At 33.6% G+C, this 19,627-nt stretch carries 15 protein-coding genes; 10 read left to right on the forward strand and 5 right to left on the reverse strand.

Annotation, left to right across the window (positions count from 1 at the left end):
- From QZ260_RS00865 to QZ260_RS00885, 5 genes are all read right to left on the reverse strand, one after another.
- On the reverse strand, positions 1–1,043 hold a 1,043-nt coding region (locus QZ260_RS00865; protein ID WP_295981694.1), incomplete at its 3' end, for a YgiQ family radical SAM protein.
- A 376-nt stretch (positions 1,044–1,419) separates the two neighbouring features.
- A complete protein-coding gene (locus tag QZ260_RS00870) occupies positions 1,420–4,236 on the reverse strand; it encodes a T9SS type A sorting domain-containing protein (protein WP_295981699.1) in 2,817 nt (938 codons plus the stop codon).
- A 355-nt stretch (positions 4,237–4,591) separates the two neighbouring features.
- Positions 4,592–5,509: a hypothetical protein gene (locus QZ260_RS00875; RefSeq protein ID WP_295981701.1), complete on the reverse strand. Its 918-nt coding sequence runs from the start codon at positions 5,507–5,509 to the stop codon at positions 4,592–4,594.
- A 57-nt stretch (positions 5,510–5,566) separates the two neighbouring features.
- Positions 5,567–6,223, reverse strand: coding sequence for a DUF6799 domain-containing protein (locus tag QZ260_RS00880; protein WP_295981703.1), 657 nt, complete (start codon positions 6,221–6,223; stop codon positions 5,567–5,569).
- A gap of 516 nt (positions 6,224–6,739) precedes the next feature.
- A complete protein-coding gene (locus tag QZ260_RS00885) occupies positions 6,740–8,404 on the reverse strand; it encodes a T9SS type A sorting domain-containing protein (RefSeq protein ID WP_295981704.1) in 1,665 nt (554 codons plus the stop codon).
- A 380-nt stretch (positions 8,405–8,784) separates the two neighbouring features.
- Here QZ260_RS00885 and QZ260_RS00890 point away from each other — a divergent pair, with 380 nt between their 5' ends.
- The 10 genes from QZ260_RS00890 to asnS all read left to right on the forward strand — a co-directional run bounded on the left by QZ260_RS00890 (position 8,785) and on the right by asnS (position 19,625).
- Positions 8,785–9,747 (forward strand): L-threonylcarbamoyladenylate synthase, encoded by a 963-nt coding sequence (locus tag QZ260_RS00890; protein ID WP_295981706.1) that lies wholly within the window; start codon positions 8,785–8,787, stop codon positions 9,745–9,747.
- A 132-nt stretch (positions 9,748–9,879) separates the two neighbouring features.
- Positions 9,880–10,335, forward strand: a complete 456-nt coding sequence (gene rplM, locus QZ260_RS00895) for a 50S ribosomal protein L13 (RefSeq protein WP_295981707.1) — start codon at positions 9,880–9,882, stop codon at positions 10,333–10,335.
- Positions 10,336–10,722, forward strand: coding sequence for a 30S ribosomal protein S9 (gene rpsI / locus QZ260_RS00900; protein ID WP_271560375.1), 387 nt, complete (start codon positions 10,336–10,338; stop codon positions 10,720–10,722).
- A gap of 183 nt (positions 10,723–10,905) precedes the next feature.
- Positions 10,906–11,760 carry a 30S ribosomal protein S2 gene (gene rpsB / locus QZ260_RS00905; RefSeq protein WP_295981711.1) on the forward strand — a complete coding sequence of 285 codons (855 nt, stop codon included), beginning with the start codon at positions 10,906–10,908 and terminating at the stop codon, positions 11,758–11,760.
- 85 nt (positions 11,761–11,845) lie between these two features.
- Entirely contained in the window at positions 11,846–12,820 is a 975-nt protein-coding gene (tsf, locus tag QZ260_RS00910; protein WP_295981713.1) for a translation elongation factor Ts, read from the forward strand.
- A 148-nt stretch (positions 12,821–12,968) separates the two neighbouring features.
- A complete protein-coding gene (pyrH, locus tag QZ260_RS00915; protein WP_295981717.1) occupies positions 12,969–13,676 on the forward strand; it encodes a UMP kinase in 708 nt (235 codons plus the stop codon).
- A gap of 55 nt (positions 13,677–13,731) precedes the next feature.
- Positions 13,732–14,289, forward strand: coding sequence for a ribosome recycling factor (gene frr, locus QZ260_RS00920; RefSeq protein ID WP_295981720.1), 558 nt, complete (start codon positions 13,732–13,734; stop codon positions 14,287–14,289).
- A gap of 80 nt (positions 14,290–14,369) precedes the next feature.
- Positions 14,370–15,641 carry a hypothetical protein gene (locus tag QZ260_RS00925; RefSeq protein ID WP_295981723.1) on the forward strand — a complete coding sequence of 424 codons (1,272 nt, stop codon included), beginning with the start codon at positions 14,370–14,372 and terminating at the stop codon, positions 15,639–15,641.
- A gap of 46 nt (positions 15,642–15,687) precedes the next feature.
- Positions 15,688–18,078 (forward strand): efflux RND transporter permease subunit, encoded by a 2,391-nt coding sequence (locus tag QZ260_RS00930; RefSeq protein ID WP_295981726.1) that lies wholly within the window; start codon positions 15,688–15,690, stop codon positions 18,076–18,078.
- A 113-nt stretch (positions 18,079–18,191) separates the two neighbouring features.
- The gene (gene asnS, locus QZ260_RS00935; RefSeq protein ID WP_295981728.1) at positions 18,192–19,625 is read left to right on the forward strand and encodes an asparagine--tRNA ligase; all 1,434 of its coding nucleotides are present in this window, start codon (positions 18,192–18,194) and stop codon (positions 19,623–19,625) included.
- Positions 19,626–19,627 lie beyond the last annotated feature (2 nt).

The raw sequence follows: 19,627 nt of genomic DNA on the forward strand, positions 1-19,627 counted from the left end.
TCCACTTCTCTTAATACAGATTCCTGACTACGAGACGCAATAAACTTGCCTTGGTGTGCAGAAATCGTACAGAAACTACAACCACCAAAACACCCACGATGTATATTAATAGAAAACTTAATCATTTCATAAGCCGGAATAGGTCCACGCTTATTATATTTTGGGTGAGGCATTCTAGTGTATGGCAACTCAAAAGACGCATCAATTTCAGCTTCCGTCATCGTAGAACAAGGCGGATTAATCATCAACGTTTTATCGCCAACTTTCTGAAAAATACGTCTTGCCGCTAACTTATTAGATTCTTGTTCTATAACCTTAAAGTTAGACGCATATTTTTTCTTATCCGTTAAACAAACTTCATGCGATGCTATTTCAACATCTTCCCAATTACTATTTTTTGGGATTTTTGCACCAGCATCCAATAAAACAGCCGTTTGTTTAATCGTCGTAATACTAGAAAAAGGCACCCCTTTTTGCATTAAACGCACCACTTCGCGCAAGGGTTGTTCGCCCATACCATAAACTAACATATCTGCTTTTGATGTTTCTAAAATAGAAGGCATCAGCTTATCACTCCAATAATCGTAATGCGTCACACGACGCAATGATGCCTCAATACCACCAATTAAAATAGGTGTATCTGGCCATTTATCTTTTAAAATATTCGAGTAAACCGTAGTGGCGTAATCTGGTCTAAAACCAATATCACCATTAGGTGTATAGGCATCCTTATCTCTTCGCTTTTTATTCGCATTATAATTGCTAAGCATCGGGTCCATACAACCACCAGTAACACCAAAAAACAATTTTGGCTTACCCATTTTTACAAAATCCTGAAGATTGTCTTTAACATTAGGTTGTGGTACAATGGCAACACGTAAACCATAACTTTCTAAAATTCGCCCAATAACTGCAGGTCCAAACGATGGATGATCCACGTAGGCATCACCACTAAATAAAATAACGTCCAGTTCATCCCAACCGCGTATTTTCACCTCTTTGTTTGTGGTAGGTAACCAATCTGAAAGTTGTAATTCTTGCATAGCGCTGCAAAAATAGACAAAAATTGCCTCTTATGCAGTTATAATAAGTTTAGTGAAAAGAGTAGTTTTTTATTTTGGGCGTTCCCCAAGGGTCGGGCTTTACCTTTCAAGTCCTCGCTCGTACCTCGTTGTGGGCTTTTCACTGCAATCCCTAACGCAGATGCAATGGTTAATTATGAGTTTTTTAATTAAACTACATAGCCATATAACATACTATGCACATCATTTTAAAGGGTCTTGCAAACTTAATTTTAACGTGTTATTTCGCAAACAACTTCTCTAGGCCCTCTAACTTTTATGCTGTGTTTAAATACATAAATCCTGATAGTTTTAAAACTATCAGGATTTATTAAGGTTTTATAATCTTATTAACCTACTATTTTAAAATTATTTTTTTCACGGAAGCATTTCTACCGTCGCTAATTTTCACAAAATACAAACCTGCTTGCAATGCGCTTAAATCCAATGTTTTAGTATTAGATGAGCCATCTAATTTAGCTGTAAATACTTTATGACCTAGTACATCAAAAACATTCACCAAATTACCGGTTGTGTTTTTTATGTTAATAATTCCAGTTGTTGGATTTGGATATATATTGAAAGGTACAACTTTAGAATTTTCTGTGCTTTTTGTACTTAATGTTATTCCTGGTTCTCCAATAAGTACATCAATATAAGTAAGATTATTAGTTGAATCCATTATCCCACCAGCACCACCACCAGGGCCGTCCTCAGCGGTTTTACCTTCTTCAGTAGTATCTTCTTCAATAGGTACAACAAGTTGAGTAAACTCATCAAATCTAGCGGTACCTATTCCTTCAGTACCTTCATCAAAACTAAATGTTAATCTGTAGCTTCCTTCTCCTTCATTCTTATTGTCCACGTCCCATGTATATCCAAACATTATTTTACCTTTTACATTAACTTCAGCATTGAAATATCCACTTCCGTCTGAAGCTTCAGAAACAGCCTGATTTAATATTGGTTCATTTATAATGTTAACATCCTCCGGGTTTGCTTCTGTCCATTTTTTTTCAGCAGCTAACCAAGAAAGTCTTGAAGCAGGAATGCTTTCTCTTGTAAAATTTAATTTTTGAATTGTTAATCTGGCATTTGGAGTATAAACAGTAGCTTGAGTTCCTAAACCATAAACTACTTCATCGTCACGTGTTGTTTGTAATCCATGAACCTCATCTATACCCCAACTATCAACATGTCTCATACTAAATTGCGTTACAGAATCTATGTCTTGCACTAAAACCACTTCAGTTCTTACCTTCTTACCGATATCCCAAGGTACAGATTCAAGATTATCGCCCCAATCAACCCAATTAATATATATAGTGTCCCCTGCTGGAACCGCTGCATTATAAGCTTGCCAGGTATTGTCTGCATCTTTTTGTATGTAAGCTTTATATACTTCAGAGACTCCATCACCAGGTTCTGAATTATCTTCACATTTATTTGGGTTATTGTCTGATGGTTTACAACTATATAGTGTTGCTTGTGGGTCAATAGGGTCTTCGCCCCAAACATACCACCATTCACCATTAATTGTATAATCTCCCATAGTACCACGTAATGCTTTAGAACCGCCATCGGCCCAAATTACTGGGAAGGATAAGTTATTTCCTGCGCCTTCAGGTGGTTCGGATACCATTTCAAATGAAACTGTAATTGGTATTCCTATTTCACCAGTCAAATCATCCTCAGCATAAGGTGTCACAGTTAAGTTATAATTTCCTTTTGTAAAGTCCTTTCCAGAATAATCACCATTTGTGTGACCATAAAGCGTATAAGGCTCAATATTTTCGCTACTTGACGTAGAATGCTCTCCGCTTAGTTCGAATTTAACACTACCAACATCACTTGTTGCTATTGCTTCAACACTAAGATTTGATATAGGAACTTCATTGATATCTATCCACATCCCATCTGTAAGTGAACCAAGAGACACATCATTAACTGCATCAATAAGTTCAAGACCTGTTACTGCTACCCAAGGAAGATAATCACTCATATCTTCTCCAATAAGCACATCTATATAGGTTAAATTATTAGATGGATCCATCACTGGAACGCCGCCACTACCAGGCCCCCCTTCCTCGGTAATTTCAGTAGTTTTTGCTATTTCGTGGTCTTCTCCCTCTTCCTCTTCTGCTACTATTATTTGGGTAAATTCATCAAATTTAGCAGTTCCTATTGCTTCATCACCTTCATCAAAACTAAACGTCAATCTGTAGTAACCTTCTCCTTGATTCTTACTACCCACGTCCCACGTATATCCAAACATTATTTTACCTTTTACATTAATTTCGGCATTAAAGAAGTCAGGACCAGTTCCAGCTTCAGAAATGGCCTGATTTAATATAGGCTCATTTATAATATCAACATTTTCACCTTCTGCTTCTGTCCATCCAGTTTCTGGTACCCAGATAAGTCTAGACGGATCAATATTTGAACTTGTGTAATTCAATTTTTGCATAGTTAATCTGGCCTTTGGAGTAAAAATAGTAGCTTGAGTTCCTGCAGCGTATACAGGCTCATCATCAAGTGTAGTTTGTAAACCATGAACCTCATCTATACCCCAACTATCAACATGTCTCATACTAAATTGAGTTACAGAATCTATATCTTGCAATAAAACTATTTCTGTTCTTACCTTCGAATTAATTTTCCAGGCTAAAGATTCTAGGTTATCACCCCAGTCAACCCAATCAACATTTAGAGTTTCTCCAGCTGGTACGGGAGCATTGTGGGCTTGCCAAACATTCTTTAAATCTTTTTGTATATAAGCTTTATACACCTCCGAGGTTCCATCACCAGGTTCTTTGCCATCCATACATTTACCACTATTATTATCTAGCGGTTCACAACTATAAAGTGGTGAATCTGGGTCAACAGGATCTTCACCCCACACATACCACCATACTCCTTCTAGTGAATAGGCTTCTAATGTGCCGGGTAACACTTTAGATCCTCCATCTGCAAAAATAACTGGAAATGATAGGTTATTTCCCCCTATTTCACCGTCGTCGCCGCCGCCGCCATTATGGCCGCCGCCACCATTGCCGCCGCCACCGCCGCCGTTACCGCCACCACCGTTACCTTGCGCGTTCATAGTCTGACTAGAACAAATAAATATAAATGGTAAAAAAACCATTATCCGTAAATAAGTAATTAATTTTTTCATGATTACATGATTTAATTAAACAATTAGTTAATGTTTTTAAATGTTAAGCGTTTCGTAAGTTGAAAACTTAACTTTTAAAAACTAAATAAACTTATAAATCTTAATAGGAGAAGGAAATGATACCTATCAGTTTTAAGATGTCAATGATACCTATCAGATTTAAGAGATAACTGATATAAATCATTTATATAAATAAAGTAAAACGTATTAAATAGCTCATAAACAACAAAATCTCAATTTAGAATACATGAGGAGTTTTAAACAGGAAGACGTTTATGTGCTTTTAAACATATAAGGTGTTTTAAACACCTTATATGTAACCATCTCCTATTTTAATTAAGCGTATGTTTTTTTTTTAAAATCTATAACTAACGCCTACCATCCAATAGAAGGTGTTTTCCAAATCCTCTTCATAGATGGCCGAATCTACAGTTAAAGTTGCTGGATTTTGCGGAACTACTAAAACGGGTAAAAATGACACAGTAAAAGGCTTCGCCATATACCAAATAGGAATACTAAATTCTACTGCCATAAGGTCAAACTTTTCACTTTCCTCAAGCACTACAGTGGTTGTAGTTGTTTCAATAGGATCTGCCGTGCTTCCAGTACCTTGACCTGACCCTTGACCTGACCCTGTGCTTCTTTCGCTGCCAAACCTATTGTATACATAGTATTCTTTATAGAAATTCTGAGAACCTAAGAAAACCCCCATAGTAGGAGAGATTTGAAACTTTCTATCTGTAGAAACAAAATCGTGACTTATTTCAGAAGATAAAAAGATATCTGAAGTGCTGTTTTCATTAAAAAAATTGGTTAATGATAGGTTTAAATTAAAAACATCAAAATCATAACCTAAGGTACCTGTTAAATCTGCTTCGACTTCAGAAATTACATTATAACTATCTGTGTTAAAAAAGTATTTTGTGAATGATATATCGCCACTAAATTTTTTAGAATTAATTTCATACCCAATGGTGCCTAAAAATAAATCAATCCTACTTTCATTTGACTTAGTAAGGAATGAAAAGGACCCAGTTGCATAAAGACCCGTTTTATTGAAATAAGTAATAGAAGGATATAAATATGGAGCAGAAATGGAATCTTTTCTACCTAAATAAACCGCATCATTCATGAAATTTACAGCTATAGAAACATAAGATGGATCTTCCATTTGGCTCTGCTCAACTGAATCTGATGTGTTTTGCCCAAAAACTGTATAATTGCATATAAGAATCAACAGCAGGCTACTTAATTTATAGTTATAAGATTTCATGGTATATAGTTATTAAAAAAGGGTTTTTAGTAAAAAAAACCCTTTTTAGTTATTAGTTTAATAAACAGGTTTTTTTGATTTCTGTTTCTTAATTTGAGGTTTTTTCTGAATTTTATTTTTCTTTATAAATTTTTTATTAATCATTTTTCTATACTGAAACGTATTTTTATACATGTCACCAACCATATTTAAACATTCACCATCTTGCAAACGTAATTGTTTACGATCTCGTGTTTGATATGTTCCGTCTGGATTAACTGTTGTGCCATTATTCAGTTTTAATTGTTCACGAATCTGATTTTGTGATTGGTTTTTAATTTGATAAGCTTCACCATCCATAACCATAATTTGATATCTATTTTGGTTACGTTCTTGAATTTGACTTTGTGACAACCCTTTATTCTCCTGCTGCACTTTGTAGCGATATTGGTATTCATTTCTATATTTTACGCCATCATTATCTAAGCATTCACCATCTTTTAAACGCAATCTATCACGATCTCTAGTCATATACGATCCATCCGGGTTTACCGTAGTGCCATCATTTAATACTATTTTGTCCTTGAGTCGAATTTGGTCCTGGTCTTTAATTTGTAACACGTCTCCATCAACTAACATAACACGATCCTGATCTCTATCTTGAATTTTGTCCTGTGCGGATAGAGTTGTAGTTCCTATAATAGCCAACGCTCCTAATAAAATTAATGTTTTCATGGTATTTATTATTTAAAATTAATATGTAACTAAAGTAATTTCCATTTGTTGTATTACAAATGATATCCATCAGTTTCAACTGGGGTTTTCACACCCTTTTTGTTTTAAAAGATATTAGATTTACTTTTAGAATTAACTAAATATTAAATAGTGTTCATCTTTTGTGTTTTTAAAATTAGCACATTGATATTTTTAAATTTTATGAGGATAATATGATACTACAAAAGAAATAATAGCATTATTTTGAATGGGGTAAAAATTTAATTATTACTCTTATTTATCTAAAGAAACTGGTTTTATTACTTCTCTATAAATTCTATATGTGTTTCGTCTCGTAAACTTCGATTAATACAAGTATATCATTTTTTTAGACTCGCTCAGTTAACTTTAATTATATATGTTTCGCTTAAATACTTCTTTTTACACTTTAATAAAATAAATCCTGATAGATTTAATACTATCAGGATTTATTCAGATTTTATATATTAATTACATTTTTATGGTTTTTTTAATGCATTACCTTAAAATCAATTTTTTTATAGACGTATTTCTCCCATCACTAATTTGTACAAAATACACACCTGACTGCCATCCGCTTAAATTAAATGTTTGAATATTATATGAATCATCTACTTTAGTTGAAAAGACTTTTTGACCCAAAGCATTATATATAATTACTAAATTTCCCGTTGTACTTTCAATATTAAGGATGCCATTTGTTACTGGATTTGGATAAAGCTTCAAAACATTTTGTGAAAGCTTATCTTCAGTACCAAGAGTTGCAGATCCCGGACTAGCATAAATATCATATCCTTTATAATTACCAAAATAATTACTAGAATTTTTCCAATTTACTGGATTACTGTTATCTGATAAAGGGTCAATAAGTTCCATGGAATACCCTTGACCTGCTGCACCTTCTGGCCATGGTAAACCTATGGTATAGGTTACTGAATCTACCATCACTCCAGAATGATGATCTGTATTTTGAATATAAATCAATTCGGCTTCGTCATTACTTAGGTTAGCTCCTATCCATTTATAGGCATTTACTCCAAAAAAAGAGTTAAATACAGTCGTATTTTTAGCTGTAATCCAATAATCGCCTGGCTGCAAGGTGTATTCTGGTAATTTTCCACTGGCTATACCGCCTTTTATTCTAAGACCCCCCAATTCGATAGGTAGATCAGTAACATTATATAGCTCTATAAATTCGAGATCATCATTCTGTTCAACAGGAGGTTCATCATACATAATCTCTGTAATAACTAACCCTTCAGTAAGAGGATTGTAAATTAATTCAGCAATACTCGTTACCATAGTATTGCCTACTAAATCTTTAATATTGGCAATTTCAAGATCATAGTATTTACCAATACTTATTGGTGTAGATAAGTTTAATCTAACTAAATCTGAATCTGTAAGTGTAATTGAATCCACAAAAGGGGATGCATCTATAAAAGTATAGTTTGTCGGATCCAATGCTGATTCATCTATTGGTTCACTAAAAAGGATATCAATTTCATTCACATTTATTACGGATGGTTCTAAGGCTAGAGGTGGAAATATATCTTCGTCTTCTGCATATATAGTAATATCATCAATGAGAATTTTTGCTGCTGTTCCTTTTTTCGCTCCAGATTTAGCCATGAATTGCAATACAACATCAGGATTAGAAAAGGCATTAGGGTGAAAGGCATGTGTAAATTCTTTATATACAGTATCAATATTTTGAAATCCACGCTCATCTGTACCCATTAAAATTTTTGGCCCAAAGGTAAGCCCACCATCAACAGACAACTTTAAATAAAGTTTAACATGTTTCATTTCGCCTGTTGCCACTGTTGCTACCCAAAATTTAGTTACAACATTTTCAAGTCCTGTAAGGTCAAGATCTACTTGGGCAAAAACCTCTATCTCTTCTTCTTCTTCACCCTCGGCAGCAACAGGCCATAGTCCCATTGCAAAAGCACCTGTTCTTAAATTGATATTCTCTTGGAATACCCTCCTATTATCAACATAATTTCCAAACCAATCATTTATAAAATATAGGTTTTCGCCTTGCACAAAAGTTTCATTTTCAAAGCCTTCTAAATAAGGGAATTGGGCTACTTGCCCATAGGATTTTGAGCAAAAACAGCATATCTGTACTACGAGTATTAAAGGTATAAATTTTTTCATAATTCTTTAATTTAAAAGTTAATTGTGTCAATTTTATTAATTAAAAGCTAAAGTATATTCCTACTTTAAAATTAGAAATGATATTCATCAGTTATTAAAAAATAACACCTTAAGTATTGTATCTAAAGACATGTCAAAAAGTCCTTACTCGTTATAAAGTTCTCTAGGTCCCAACGATGGATAACCCACATAAATATTACAGTTAAATAAAATCAAGTCTAGCACATCCCAACCACGTATTTTCAATTTTTTGTTTGTGATAGGTAAGTAAACCAATCTAAAAGTTTTAATTTCTAACACGGCCATTCTTGCTAGGATTAAGCTTTCAAATAGTAATCACATCATTTTTTTAAGTAATTTTACAAACTGTTTCACAAACGATGAGTATTATTTCAAAAGACATATCAAAAGCGGTTGCCCTTTTAAAGGCCGACAAACTTGTAGCGATTCCTACCGAAACCGTTTATGGCCTTGCCGGAAACATATATAGCGAGAAGGCTATTAAAAGCATTTTCGAAACTAAAAAACGTCCGTTTTTTAATCCACTTATCGTTCATATTGCATCGGTTAAGCAATTAGAAGATATTGTAAGTCACGTTCCTGAAAAAGCAAAATTATTAGCCAAAGCCTTTTGGCCTGGGGCAATGACATTGGTGCTTAAAAAGCAATCTATAATCCCAGACTTAATTACTGCAGGAAAAGACACGGTCGCAGTACGCGTTCCAAACCATCCTATAACTTTAAAACTTTTAAGACAATTACCATTTCCTTTGGCTGCTCCAAGTGCAAATCCATTTGGAAGCATTAGTCCCACAAAACCAGAACATGTAGCCCGATATTTTAAAAACGATATTGATCAAGTGTTAGATGGTGGAGTTTGTTCTAGCGGAATAGAATCAACTATTATTGGGTTTGAAAATGATGAACTTATCATTTATCGTTTAGGTGCTTTAGCTATAGAAGATATTGAAGCAGTAGTTGGCAAAGTAACGATCAAAAACAGTAAAGAAATCAGTCCCGATGCACCTGGGATGTTAGACAGACATTATGCACCATCAACACAAACGTTTCTAACCGATACTATTTTAGAAGAAATTAAAAAACACATAGGTAAACGCATTGGAATTCTTGTTTTTAAATCAGATTTAAAACAACCGACTATTACAACTCAAATCATCTTATCAAAAGATGGTGATATGGTAGAAGCCGCATCAAAACTTTATGATGCCATGCACGATTTAGATCATCAAAATCTCGATGTAATTATTGCTGAACGTTTTCCGGATTTTGGCTTAGGAAAATCTATCAATGATAGGTTGCAACGCGCTACCTTTAGCAGTTAAATATTTCTAGTTGCAGCTGCCTGATTTTCAACTACAAAAAAACATTAAACTAGGTTTGGTAATCCAATAGATTATCGTAAATTTGCAAACTCTTTTTGAGAGAGGAATGTTTAATAATTAAAAAATCATAGTGTGGACACATTAAGCTACAAAACGATTTCAGCAAACAAAGCTACTGCAAATAAGCAGTGGGTTTTAGTTGATGCTGAAGGTCAGGCGCTTGGTCGTTTAGCTTCTAAAGTTGCAAAACTTATAAGAGGTAAACACAAGCCAAACTTCACACCTCATGTTGATTGCGGAGATAACGTTATTGTTATCAATGCAGAAAAAATCACGTTATCTGGTAACAAATGGACTGACAAGTCATACATTCGTCACACCGGATATCCAGGAGGTCAAAAAAGTCTAACTGCTACAGAATTGTATGGAAAAGATCCTGCAAGAGTAGTAGAAAAATCAGTTAAAGGAATGTTACCTAAAAACAAATTAGGTGCCGCTTTATTCCGTAACCTAACAGTTGTTGTTGGTACAGAGCATGCTCATGCAGCTCAAAAACCAAAAACAATTAACTTAAACGAATTCAAATAAATGGATGTAATTCACAAAATCGGCCGTAGAAAAACGGCTGTTGCGCGCGCTTATGTTGCCCCAGGAAAAGGTAACATTACAATCAATAAAAAAGACTTAGCTAATTATTTTACTACTGCTACTTTACAGTACAAAGTAAAACAACCTTTAGTTTTGACTAACAATGACGCCAACTTTGATATTACAGTAAATGTATTCGGAGGTGGTATTACTGGTCAAGCAGAAGCTGTGCGTTTAGCCCTTTCTCGCGTAATGTGTGAGATTGATGCTGAAAACAGATTAATCTTAAAACCAGAAGGTTTATTAACAAGAGATCCAAGAATGGTTGAACGTAAGAAATTCGGTCAGAAGAAAGCTCGTAAGAAATTTCAATTCTCTAAACGTTAATATCCTCAACTTGATTGGGAATCTGTTTATCAGTTCTCTCAATCTTGTCGAAATTAAAGTATTATTTAAAAAGTTCCTGAAACGAGTTCAGGACTAAAAGTTTAGCATCTAAATGGTTAAGGCGAATTTTAAAAAATGACCACTTAATCATTGCTAATTCAACAGAACGTAAACTATTACAAAATGGCAGTAGAAGTAAAAGAATTACTTGAAGCAGGTGTACACTTCGGACACCTTACACGTAAGTGGGATCCAAACATGGCTCCTTACGTATATATGGAGCGTAATGGCATCCATATTATAAACCTTTACAAAACAGCGGCTAAAATTGATGAAGCCGGAGCAGCATTAGCAAAGATTGCAGCTTCTGGTCGTAAAATTTTATTCGTTGCAACAAAAAAGCAAGCAAAAGATATTGTTGCTGAAAAAGCTGGAAACATTAATATGCCTTACATCACTGAAAGATGGCCAGGTGGAATGTTAACTAACTTTGTTACTATTAGAAAAGCTGTTAAAAAAATGGCTACTATTGATAGAATGAAGAAAGACGGTACGTTCATGACATTATCTAAAAAAGAACGTTTACAAGTTGATCGTTTAAGAGCGAAGTTAGAAAAAAACTTAGGTTCTATTAACGATATGACTCGTTTACCAGGTGCTTTATTTGTTGTAGATATTAAGCGTGAGCATATCGCGATTAAAGAAGCTCAAAAATTAAACATTCCAATTTTTGCAATGGTTGATACCAATTCAGATCCACGTCAAGTAGATTATGTTATCCCTGCAAATGATGACGCTTCTAAATCGATAGATAAAATTTTAACGCATGTAACATCTGCAATATCTGACGGATTAGCAGAACGTAAAGCTGAAAAAGATGCGGCTGCCGCACCTAAAGAAGAAGCTCCAAAAGCTAAAGTTGAAGTAAAAACTGAAGCTAAAGAAGAGGCTCCAAAAGCTAAAGTTGTAGTTGAAAAAGCTGCTCCTAAAGCTAAAGCTGCACCAGCTAAAAAAGCTGCTGCTGAAGAAGAAGAATAAAAAACATTAATACAACACAAATAAGTCGTTTAGTTCTTTTCTTCATTGAAAACATATTGAACGACTTTTTTAAATTACAACAACTATGAGTACTACAGTAAAAGTAACAGCCGCTGAAGTAAATAAATTAAGACAAGCTACAGGTGCAGGTATGATGGACTGCAAAAAAGCCTTAGTTGAAGCTGAAGGCGATTTTGATAAAGCTATCGCAGTTCTTCGTAAAAAAGGACAAAAAGTAGCAGAAAAAAGAGCAGATAGAGATTCATCTGAAGGTGCTGCTGTCTCAAAAATTAACGCAAACCAAACTGAAGGTGTTGCAATTGTTTTAGGATGTGAAACAGACTTTGTTGGTAAAAACGAAAACTTCATAGCATTAGCTAATGAGTTGGCTGACATTGCATTAAACACCAACTCAAAAGAAGCCTTTTTAGCTGCTGATTGTGGTGGCATGAGTGTTGCTGAAAAATTAATTGAACAGACTGGGGTTATTGGTGAGAAATTAGACATCACTGCTTTTGAGAAATTAGAAGCTCCTTATGTTGGTTCTTATGTTCATATCAACAAAATTGCTGCCTTAGTAGGAATAACTGCAAAAGTTGATAACGCTGATGTTTTAGTTAAAGATGTGGCAATGCAAGTAGCTTCTATGGGAGCGACTTCATTATCTTACAAAGATTTTGATCCTGCTTTTGTAGCATCAGAAACTGAAGCAAGAATCGCAGTGATTGAAAAAGATAATATTGAATTAGGGCGTTTAGGTAAAACACTTAAAAATGTGCCTAGTTATATTTCTATGGCTCAATTAACTCCTGAAGTTATAGCTGAAGCTGAAGAAGCTGCAAAAGCTGAATTAAAAGCTGAAGGTAAACCAGAACAAATCTGGGATAGAATTTTACCAGGTAAAATGGAGCGTTTTATTTCTGATAATACAACTTTAGATCAAGAACAATGTTTATTAGATCAAAAGTTTATTAAAGATGATAAGCAAACTGTTGCAGCATACGTTTCTACTTACGGTGAAGTTGAAATCTCAGGTTTCAAACGTGCTACAGTAGGATAACAAATTATTGCGAAAGCAAAAATAACATATAATTCAAACCACTATTCTTTAAAAGAGTAGTGGTTTTTTTTATTCAAAAATTCGACTTTCATATAAAATAAAAAAATAAAAAAATTGTGTAGCTTTGTCCAACCTCAGTAAATAACACATGAAATACAAAAGAATACTCCTTAAACTATCTGGTGAAGCATTAATGGGAAACCATCAATATGGTATAGACCCAGATCGACTAGCAGAATATGCTCAAGACATTAAAACAATTACAGATAAAGGTATTGAAGTTGCCATAGTCATTGGTGGTGGAAATATTTTTAGAGGTGTTGCCGGAGCAAGTAAAGGTATGGATCGTGTTCAAGGAGATTATATGGGTATGCTTGCTACGGTTATTAACGGTTTAGCACTGCAAGGCGCCTTAGAAGACGCTAATATTCCAACAAGGTTGCAAACAGCGATAAAAATTAATGAGGTAGCTGAACCCTTTATAAGAAGAAGAGCGATGCGTCATCTAGAAAAAGGTCGTGTTGTTATTTTTGGTGGAGGAACAGGAAACCCTTATTTCACTACTGATTCTGCAGCTGTTTTGCGTGCTATAGAAATTGAAGCTGATGTGATTTTAAAAGGTACTAGAGTTGATGGGATTTATAATGCTGACCCTGAAAAAGACGATAAGGCTATTAAATTTAATTCAATATCATTTGATGATGTATTAAGAAAAGGATTAAAAGTAATGGATACCACAGCGTTTACTTTGAGTCAAGAAAATAAATTGCCAATTATTGTTTTTGATATGAATAAAAAAGGGAATCTACTTAAAGTGGTTTCTGGAGAAAATATTGGAACCGTAGTTAACGTATAATTCTTGGCGTAATTTTTGAATCAATATATATAATTTGAAATAAAAGTTTAAAACAATGGACGAAGACATACAATTTATATTAGATGCAACAAAAGAAGCTATGGTTAATGCCATAAAGCATCTTGAAAAAGAATTTGTAAACATAAGAGCAGGTAAAGCTAGTCCTGCAATGCTTGGTAGCGTTATGGTAAACTACTACGGCTCGCAAACACCTTTAAGTCAAGTTGCAAATGTGAATACCCCTGATGGTAGAACCATTACAGTACAACCTTGGGAAAAAAGCATGCTTCAAGAAATAGAACGTGGTATTGCCTATGCAAATCTTGGATTTAATCCTATGAACAATGGTGAAACAATTATTATTAATGTTCCGCCATTAACTGAAGAACGCCGTAAAGATCTTGCTAAACAGGCTAAAAGTGAAGCTGAAGATGCTAAAGTAAGTATTAGAACCGCTCGTAAAGATGCGAATAACGACATCAAAAAAAATGATGATGTGTCAGAAGACTTAAAGAAAAATGCTGAAATAGATGTGCAACAAATGACAGATTCGTACGTTAAAAAAGTCGATGATCTTTTCGATAGTAAAGAAAAAGAAATCATGACCGTATAATACCTTACCAAATAAATTGGTTTTAAAGCGACACTTTCGTCGCTTTTTTTTATAAATATTTAGTTTATAGAATTTTAAAAATGCTGAAAAGTTGTTGTCTCTTTATTTTAATTATTTGTACAACTTTAGTGCAAGGACAATCATTCCATGAAAAAGACATAGAACCTAGACAAGATACCATTAAAAAGAAGGAACTATTAAAAAGTATTGGAAATGGATTCCTTCCTTCAAAATATTTTAATCTAGATTTACGATATTTAATAAAGTTTAACCAATATGAAGGCGTAAGAACCGGTCTTGGTGGCGTTACTAATTCTGCTTTTTCAGAAAAATATAGAATTAATAGCTACCTAGTATATGGTTTTAGAGACCATCGTTTTAAATATAGTATTGGAGGAGGTTTTAGATTAGCCGAAACAACTAATACTTGGATAAACCTATCTTATACAGATGACTTACAAGAAACCGGGAGCACAAAATTTCTAACAGACAAACGGTTTTTTCAGTTTTTTGAACCCCGTTTATTGAATATTAATTTATTTCACAAACACATTACAAAAGCCATAACATTAGAACATCAACTTTTACCCAGTTTGTTATCTGAAACAGAATTAGCAATAAGTAACATAGATCCTACATATGGTTACAGCTACGTATTAGACAATGCAACTACTAATTCTTTTCATTTAAGCACGGCTAAAGTGGCCTTTCAATGGAGTCCATTTAGCACCTTTGAATCTTCAGAAAAAGGAATTAAAGAAACCAAAGATGGTTACCCTAAGTTTACAGTTCAGTACACCAAAAGTTTTAATGATGTTTTTGGTAGTAATTTTGGTTTTTCAAAATTCGATTTTAGAACCATTCATAAAATTGGAAAAGATGATGATTCGTTTTCAAAAATCACAATCGTTTCTGGAATCGCTAACGGAAATACGCCTATTACTCATTTATATCATGCCTATCCCAACAATATTAACAAAGAAACGATATTGCAACGTTTTTCTGTGGCTGGGTTAAATAGTTTTGAAACCATGTATTTTAATGAATTCTTTTCAGATAAATTTGCCACGTTTCAACTAAAACACTTTATAAAACCTTTTAATATTTCAGTACGATATAAACCCCAATTGGTTTTAATTACCCGATTTGCTCTTGGAGATATGGATAACCCTGAGAGGCATCAAAACATTTCGTTTGGTTCATTAAAAAAAGGCTATACAGAATCTGGTTTTGAACTTAATAAATTACTATTTGGTTTTGGTTTAAGCTTTACTTATCGATATGGTGGTTATCATTTACCAGAATTTGGTGATAACGTTGCAATAAAGTTTACATTTAACGTCTCATTATGAGGTATTATACTTGTTTTTTCTACCTTTGCCCATCTTTTAACTAAACATGTTTAAACTTTTTACAAAAGACTTTTGGGATGTTACCGCAAGATTAATTTTACGTAATAAAATTTTGATTCTTGTTGGTATTCTTTTGGTTACCATATTCTTTAGCCGTCAATGGGAGAACATGCGTTTAGCCTATAGCGAGGCAAATATGTTGCCAGACGATCATGAAGTAAATATTACTTATAATAATTTTTTGAAAACCTTTGGCGAAGAGGGAAACCTTATTGTTTTAGGTGTAAAAGACAGCTCGCTTTTTACGGTAGAAAAATTAAATGCTTGGAATAAACTTTCAGAAGACTTCAAAAGCAATGAAGCAGTTGAAACAGTAATTTCAATAAAAGACCTTCAAAAATTAATAAAAGACACTAAAAATGAAAAGTTCAACTTAGAACCTTTTATAAAAGACTCCATTACATCTTTAGCTCAAATCGAAACACTTCAAGACGAGCTTTTCAAAAAATACCCTTTTTACGATAATTTCTTATTCAATAAAGAAACAAAAACAATACGGACAGCAATTTACATGGATAAAGCCATTGTAAATACATCCGCAAGAAAAGATTTTGTTGTTGATGTTTTAATACCAAAGATTAAAACTTTTGAAAATAAATATAATTTAGACGTCCGAGTATCAGGTATGCCTTATATCAGAACTTTAAACTCTCAAAACATTGTTGACGAAATTAATTTATTTGTTATTGCTGCGCTGCTCGTAACATCTATCATTTTCTTTTTCTTTTTTAGATCGTTTAGAGCCACTTTCATTTCGCTTATTGTAGTTTGTATTGGTGTAGCGTGGACCTTGGGAATTATAGGTCTGTTAGAATACGAAGTAAGTGTTTTAACCGCACTAATTCCTCCTTTAATTATTGTAATAGGTATTCCAAACTGTATTTTTCTAATTAATAAATATCAACATGAAGTAAAACTACATGGCAATAAAGTAAAATCATTACAACGTGTTATCACAAAAATCGGTAATGCGACTCTGATGACTAATGTTACTACAGCTTCTGGTTTTGCAACATTTATTTTAACCGAGAGTAAACTTTTAAAAGAGTTTGGTATTGTGGCATCATTAAGCATTTTGGCCATTTTTATTCTCTGTTTATTGATTATTCCCATCATATATAGCTTTATGCCATATCCGAAAGACCGCCACTTAGAACACTTAAATAAGCGTTGGATTGGTGGTTTTGTAAATTGGATGGAACGTATGGTGAGGCAAAAAAGAATTGCTATCTATATAACTTCTTTAGTTTTACTGGTAGTAAGTATCATTGGGATTTATCAAATAAAAATATCTGGCAGCTTAATTGAAGATATGCCTCAAGAATCTGACTTCGTAAACGATATTCGGTTTTTTGAAGAGGAGTTTAATGGTATTATGCCATTAGAAATCCTGGTCGATACCAAGCGTAAAAAGGGTGTAATGAAACTTTCCACGCTTAAGCGAATGGATGCTCTTGAAGATTTAATTATCGAAATTCCCGAGCTTTCAAAGCCCATTTCGGTCGTCAGTTTGGTTAAATATTCTAAACAAGCCTATTACAACGGCAACACTAAATTTTATCAGTTGCCAACCTCACAAGAAAATAGTTTTATTTTATCCTATGCAAAAAACTCATCTTCAGATGTAGACTTACTAAAAAACTTTGTAGATAATACTGGACGATATGCTCGTATTACTACCTTTATGAAAGATATAGGTACCGATAAGATGGAACGTATTGAAGAAAATCTTCAAACAAAAATAGACAAGGTTTTTCCAAAGGAAAGTTATGACATAACCATGACGGGTAAAGCTTTAGTGTTTCAAAAAGGAACAAAATATCTTGTTAAAAACTTAGTCATATCACTCTCATTAGCCATATTTTTAATCGCTTTATTTATGGCTTATTTGTTTAGGTCTGGAAGAATGATAATCATATCCCTCATTCCAAACTTATTACCTCTTCTTGTAACGGCTGGTTTAATGGGTTATTTAGGAGTTCCTATAAAACCTTCCACTATTTTAGTATTTAGTATTGCTTTTGGTATATCTGTTGATGATACCATTCACTTTTTAGCAAAATACAGGCAAGAACTTCAAGCTAATAATTGGAAAATTAAAGTATCTGTTTATGGTGCTTTGCGCGAAACTGGTGTAAGCATGTTTTACACTTCTATTGTTTTATTTTTTGGTTTCTCCGTATTTACGATTTCAAGTTTTGGTGGCACCGTAGCTTTAGGAGCTTTAGTTTCAGCCACATTATTATTCGCTATGTTATCTAATTTACTGCTTTTACCTTCTTTATTACTTTCTCTAGAACGTAACATCGCAAACAAACAAGTGCTTAGAAAACCTTCAATAAATATTATCCCAGAAGAAGATGAGGTAGAGGATTAAATTCTAATATTTTGAAAATTATTTCAAATTTCAACTCCTTTAAATTTTGGAATTTAGAAATTGAATTTTGATAAATGAAACCTTTATATTTACACTATTAATTTTAAAAATGTGTGACTTTGAAAACTGTTTCAGAATTATTATCAGAAGATATTATTATACCAGAGGTAGAAATTAAAGGCTGGGTAAGAACCTTTAGAGCCAATCGTTTTATCGCTCTAAATGATGGTTCAACAATTAATAATATTCAGTGTGTTGTTAATTTTGAAAACTTTGACGAATCCTTATTAAAAAGAGTTACAACTGGAGCCGCAATTCATATTAAAGGCGAACTAGTTGAGAGTCAAGGTAAGGGACAAAAAGTTGAAATTCAAGTTAGTGAATTAGAAATTTTAGGAGACTCTGACCCTGACACTTATCCCATTCAACCAAAAAAACATTCTTTTGAATTTCTTAGAGAAAATGCACATCTGCGTACCAGAACAAATACGTTTAGTGCAGTAATGCGATTACGTTCAGCACTTTCATTCGGTATTCATAAATACTTTAATGATAATGGATTTTATTATATGCATGCACCAATTATTACTGGTAGTGATGCTGAAGGGGCTGGCGAAATGTTTAAAGTATCAAGTCTTGATGCTAAAAACCCGCCGCTAGATGATCACGGAAACATTGATTATTCAAAAGACTTCTTCGGAAAAGAAACCAATTTAACCGTTTCAGGACAGTTAGAAGCCGAAACTTATGCCATGTCTTTAGGTAAAGTCTATACTTTTGGACCAACATTTAGAGCTGAAAATTCAAATACATCACGCCATTTAGCTGAATTCTGGATGATTGAACCCGAAGTCGCTTTTATGGATTTAGCTGGAAATATGGACTTAGCAGAAGACTTTATGAAATCTGTTATTAAATATGTTTTAGATAACAATCGTGAAGATTTAGAGTTTTTAGACAAACGTCTTCAAGATGAAGAAAAAACAAAACCTCAGGTAGAGCGTAGCGATATGACTTTAATTGAAAAATTAAACTTTGTTACAGACAACAATTTTAAACGTGTTAGTTATACTGAAGCCATTGATATTTTAAGAAATTCTAAACCTAACAAGAAAAAGAAATTCAAATATTTAATAAATGAATGGGGAACAGATTTACAAAGTGAACACGAACGTTTTCTAGTAGAAAAACATTTTAAATGTCCGGTTATTTTGTTTGATTATCCAGCAAATATTAAAGCCTTTTATATGCGTTTAAATGAAGATGGTAAAACCGTTCGGGCTATGGACATTCTTTTTCCAGGTATTGGAGAAATAGTTGGTGGAGCACAACGCGAAGAACGACTGGATGTTTTAAAAGAAAAGATGGCTGCTTTAAATATTCCTGAAGAAGAACTTTGGTGGTACTTAGATTTACGCAAATTTGGAACTGCAGTTCATTCAGGTTTTGGTTTAGGCTTTGAACGTTTAGTTATGTTTGCTACAGGCATGAGTAATATTAGAGATGTTATTCCGTTCCCTAGAACGCCACAAAACGCAGAATTTTAAAA

The sequence above is a fragment of the uncultured Algibacter sp. genome, from assembly GCF_905480415.1.
Classification (GTDB): Bacteria; Bacteroidota; Bacteroidia; order Flavobacteriales; family Flavobacteriaceae; genus Algibacter_B.

Coding starts and splice junctions, on each gene's coding strand:
- QZ260_RS00870 (WP_295981699.1), bottom strand. CDS start 4,236: ATGAAAAAATTAATTACTTATTTACGGATAATGGTTTTTTTACCATTT.
- QZ260_RS00875 (WP_295981701.1), bottom strand. CDS start 5,509: ATGAAATCTTATAACTATAAATTAAGTAGCCTGCTGTTGATTCTTATA.
- QZ260_RS00880 (WP_295981703.1), bottom strand. CDS start 6,223: ATGAAAACATTAATTTTATTAGGAGCGTTGGCTATTATAGGAACTACA.
- QZ260_RS00885 (WP_295981704.1), bottom strand. CDS start 8,404: ATGAAAAAATTTATACCTTTAATACTCGTAGTACAGATATGCTGTTTT.
- QZ260_RS00890 (WP_295981706.1), top strand. CDS start 8,785: ATGAGTATTATTTCAAAAGACATATCAAAAGCGGTTGCCCTTTTAAAG.
- rpsI (WP_271560375.1), top strand. CDS start 10,336: ATGGATGTAATTCACAAAATCGGCCGTAGAAAAACGGCTGTTGCGCGC.
- rpsB (WP_295981711.1), top strand. CDS start 10,906: ATGGCAGTAGAAGTAAAAGAATTACTTGAAGCAGGTGTACACTTCGGA.
- tsf (WP_295981713.1), top strand. CDS start 11,846: ATGAGTACTACAGTAAAAGTAACAGCCGCTGAAGTAAATAAATTAAGA.
- pyrH (WP_295981717.1), top strand. CDS start 12,969: ATGAAATACAAAAGAATACTCCTTAAACTATCTGGTGAAGCATTAATG.
- frr (WP_295981720.1), top strand. CDS start 13,732: ATGGACGAAGACATACAATTTATATTAGATGCAACAAAAGAAGCTATG.
- QZ260_RS00925 (WP_295981723.1), top strand. CDS start 14,370: ATGCTGAAAAGTTGTTGTCTCTTTATTTTAATTATTTGTACAACTTTA.
- QZ260_RS00930 (WP_295981726.1), top strand. CDS start 15,688: ATGTTTAAACTTTTTACAAAAGACTTTTGGGATGTTACCGCAAGATTA.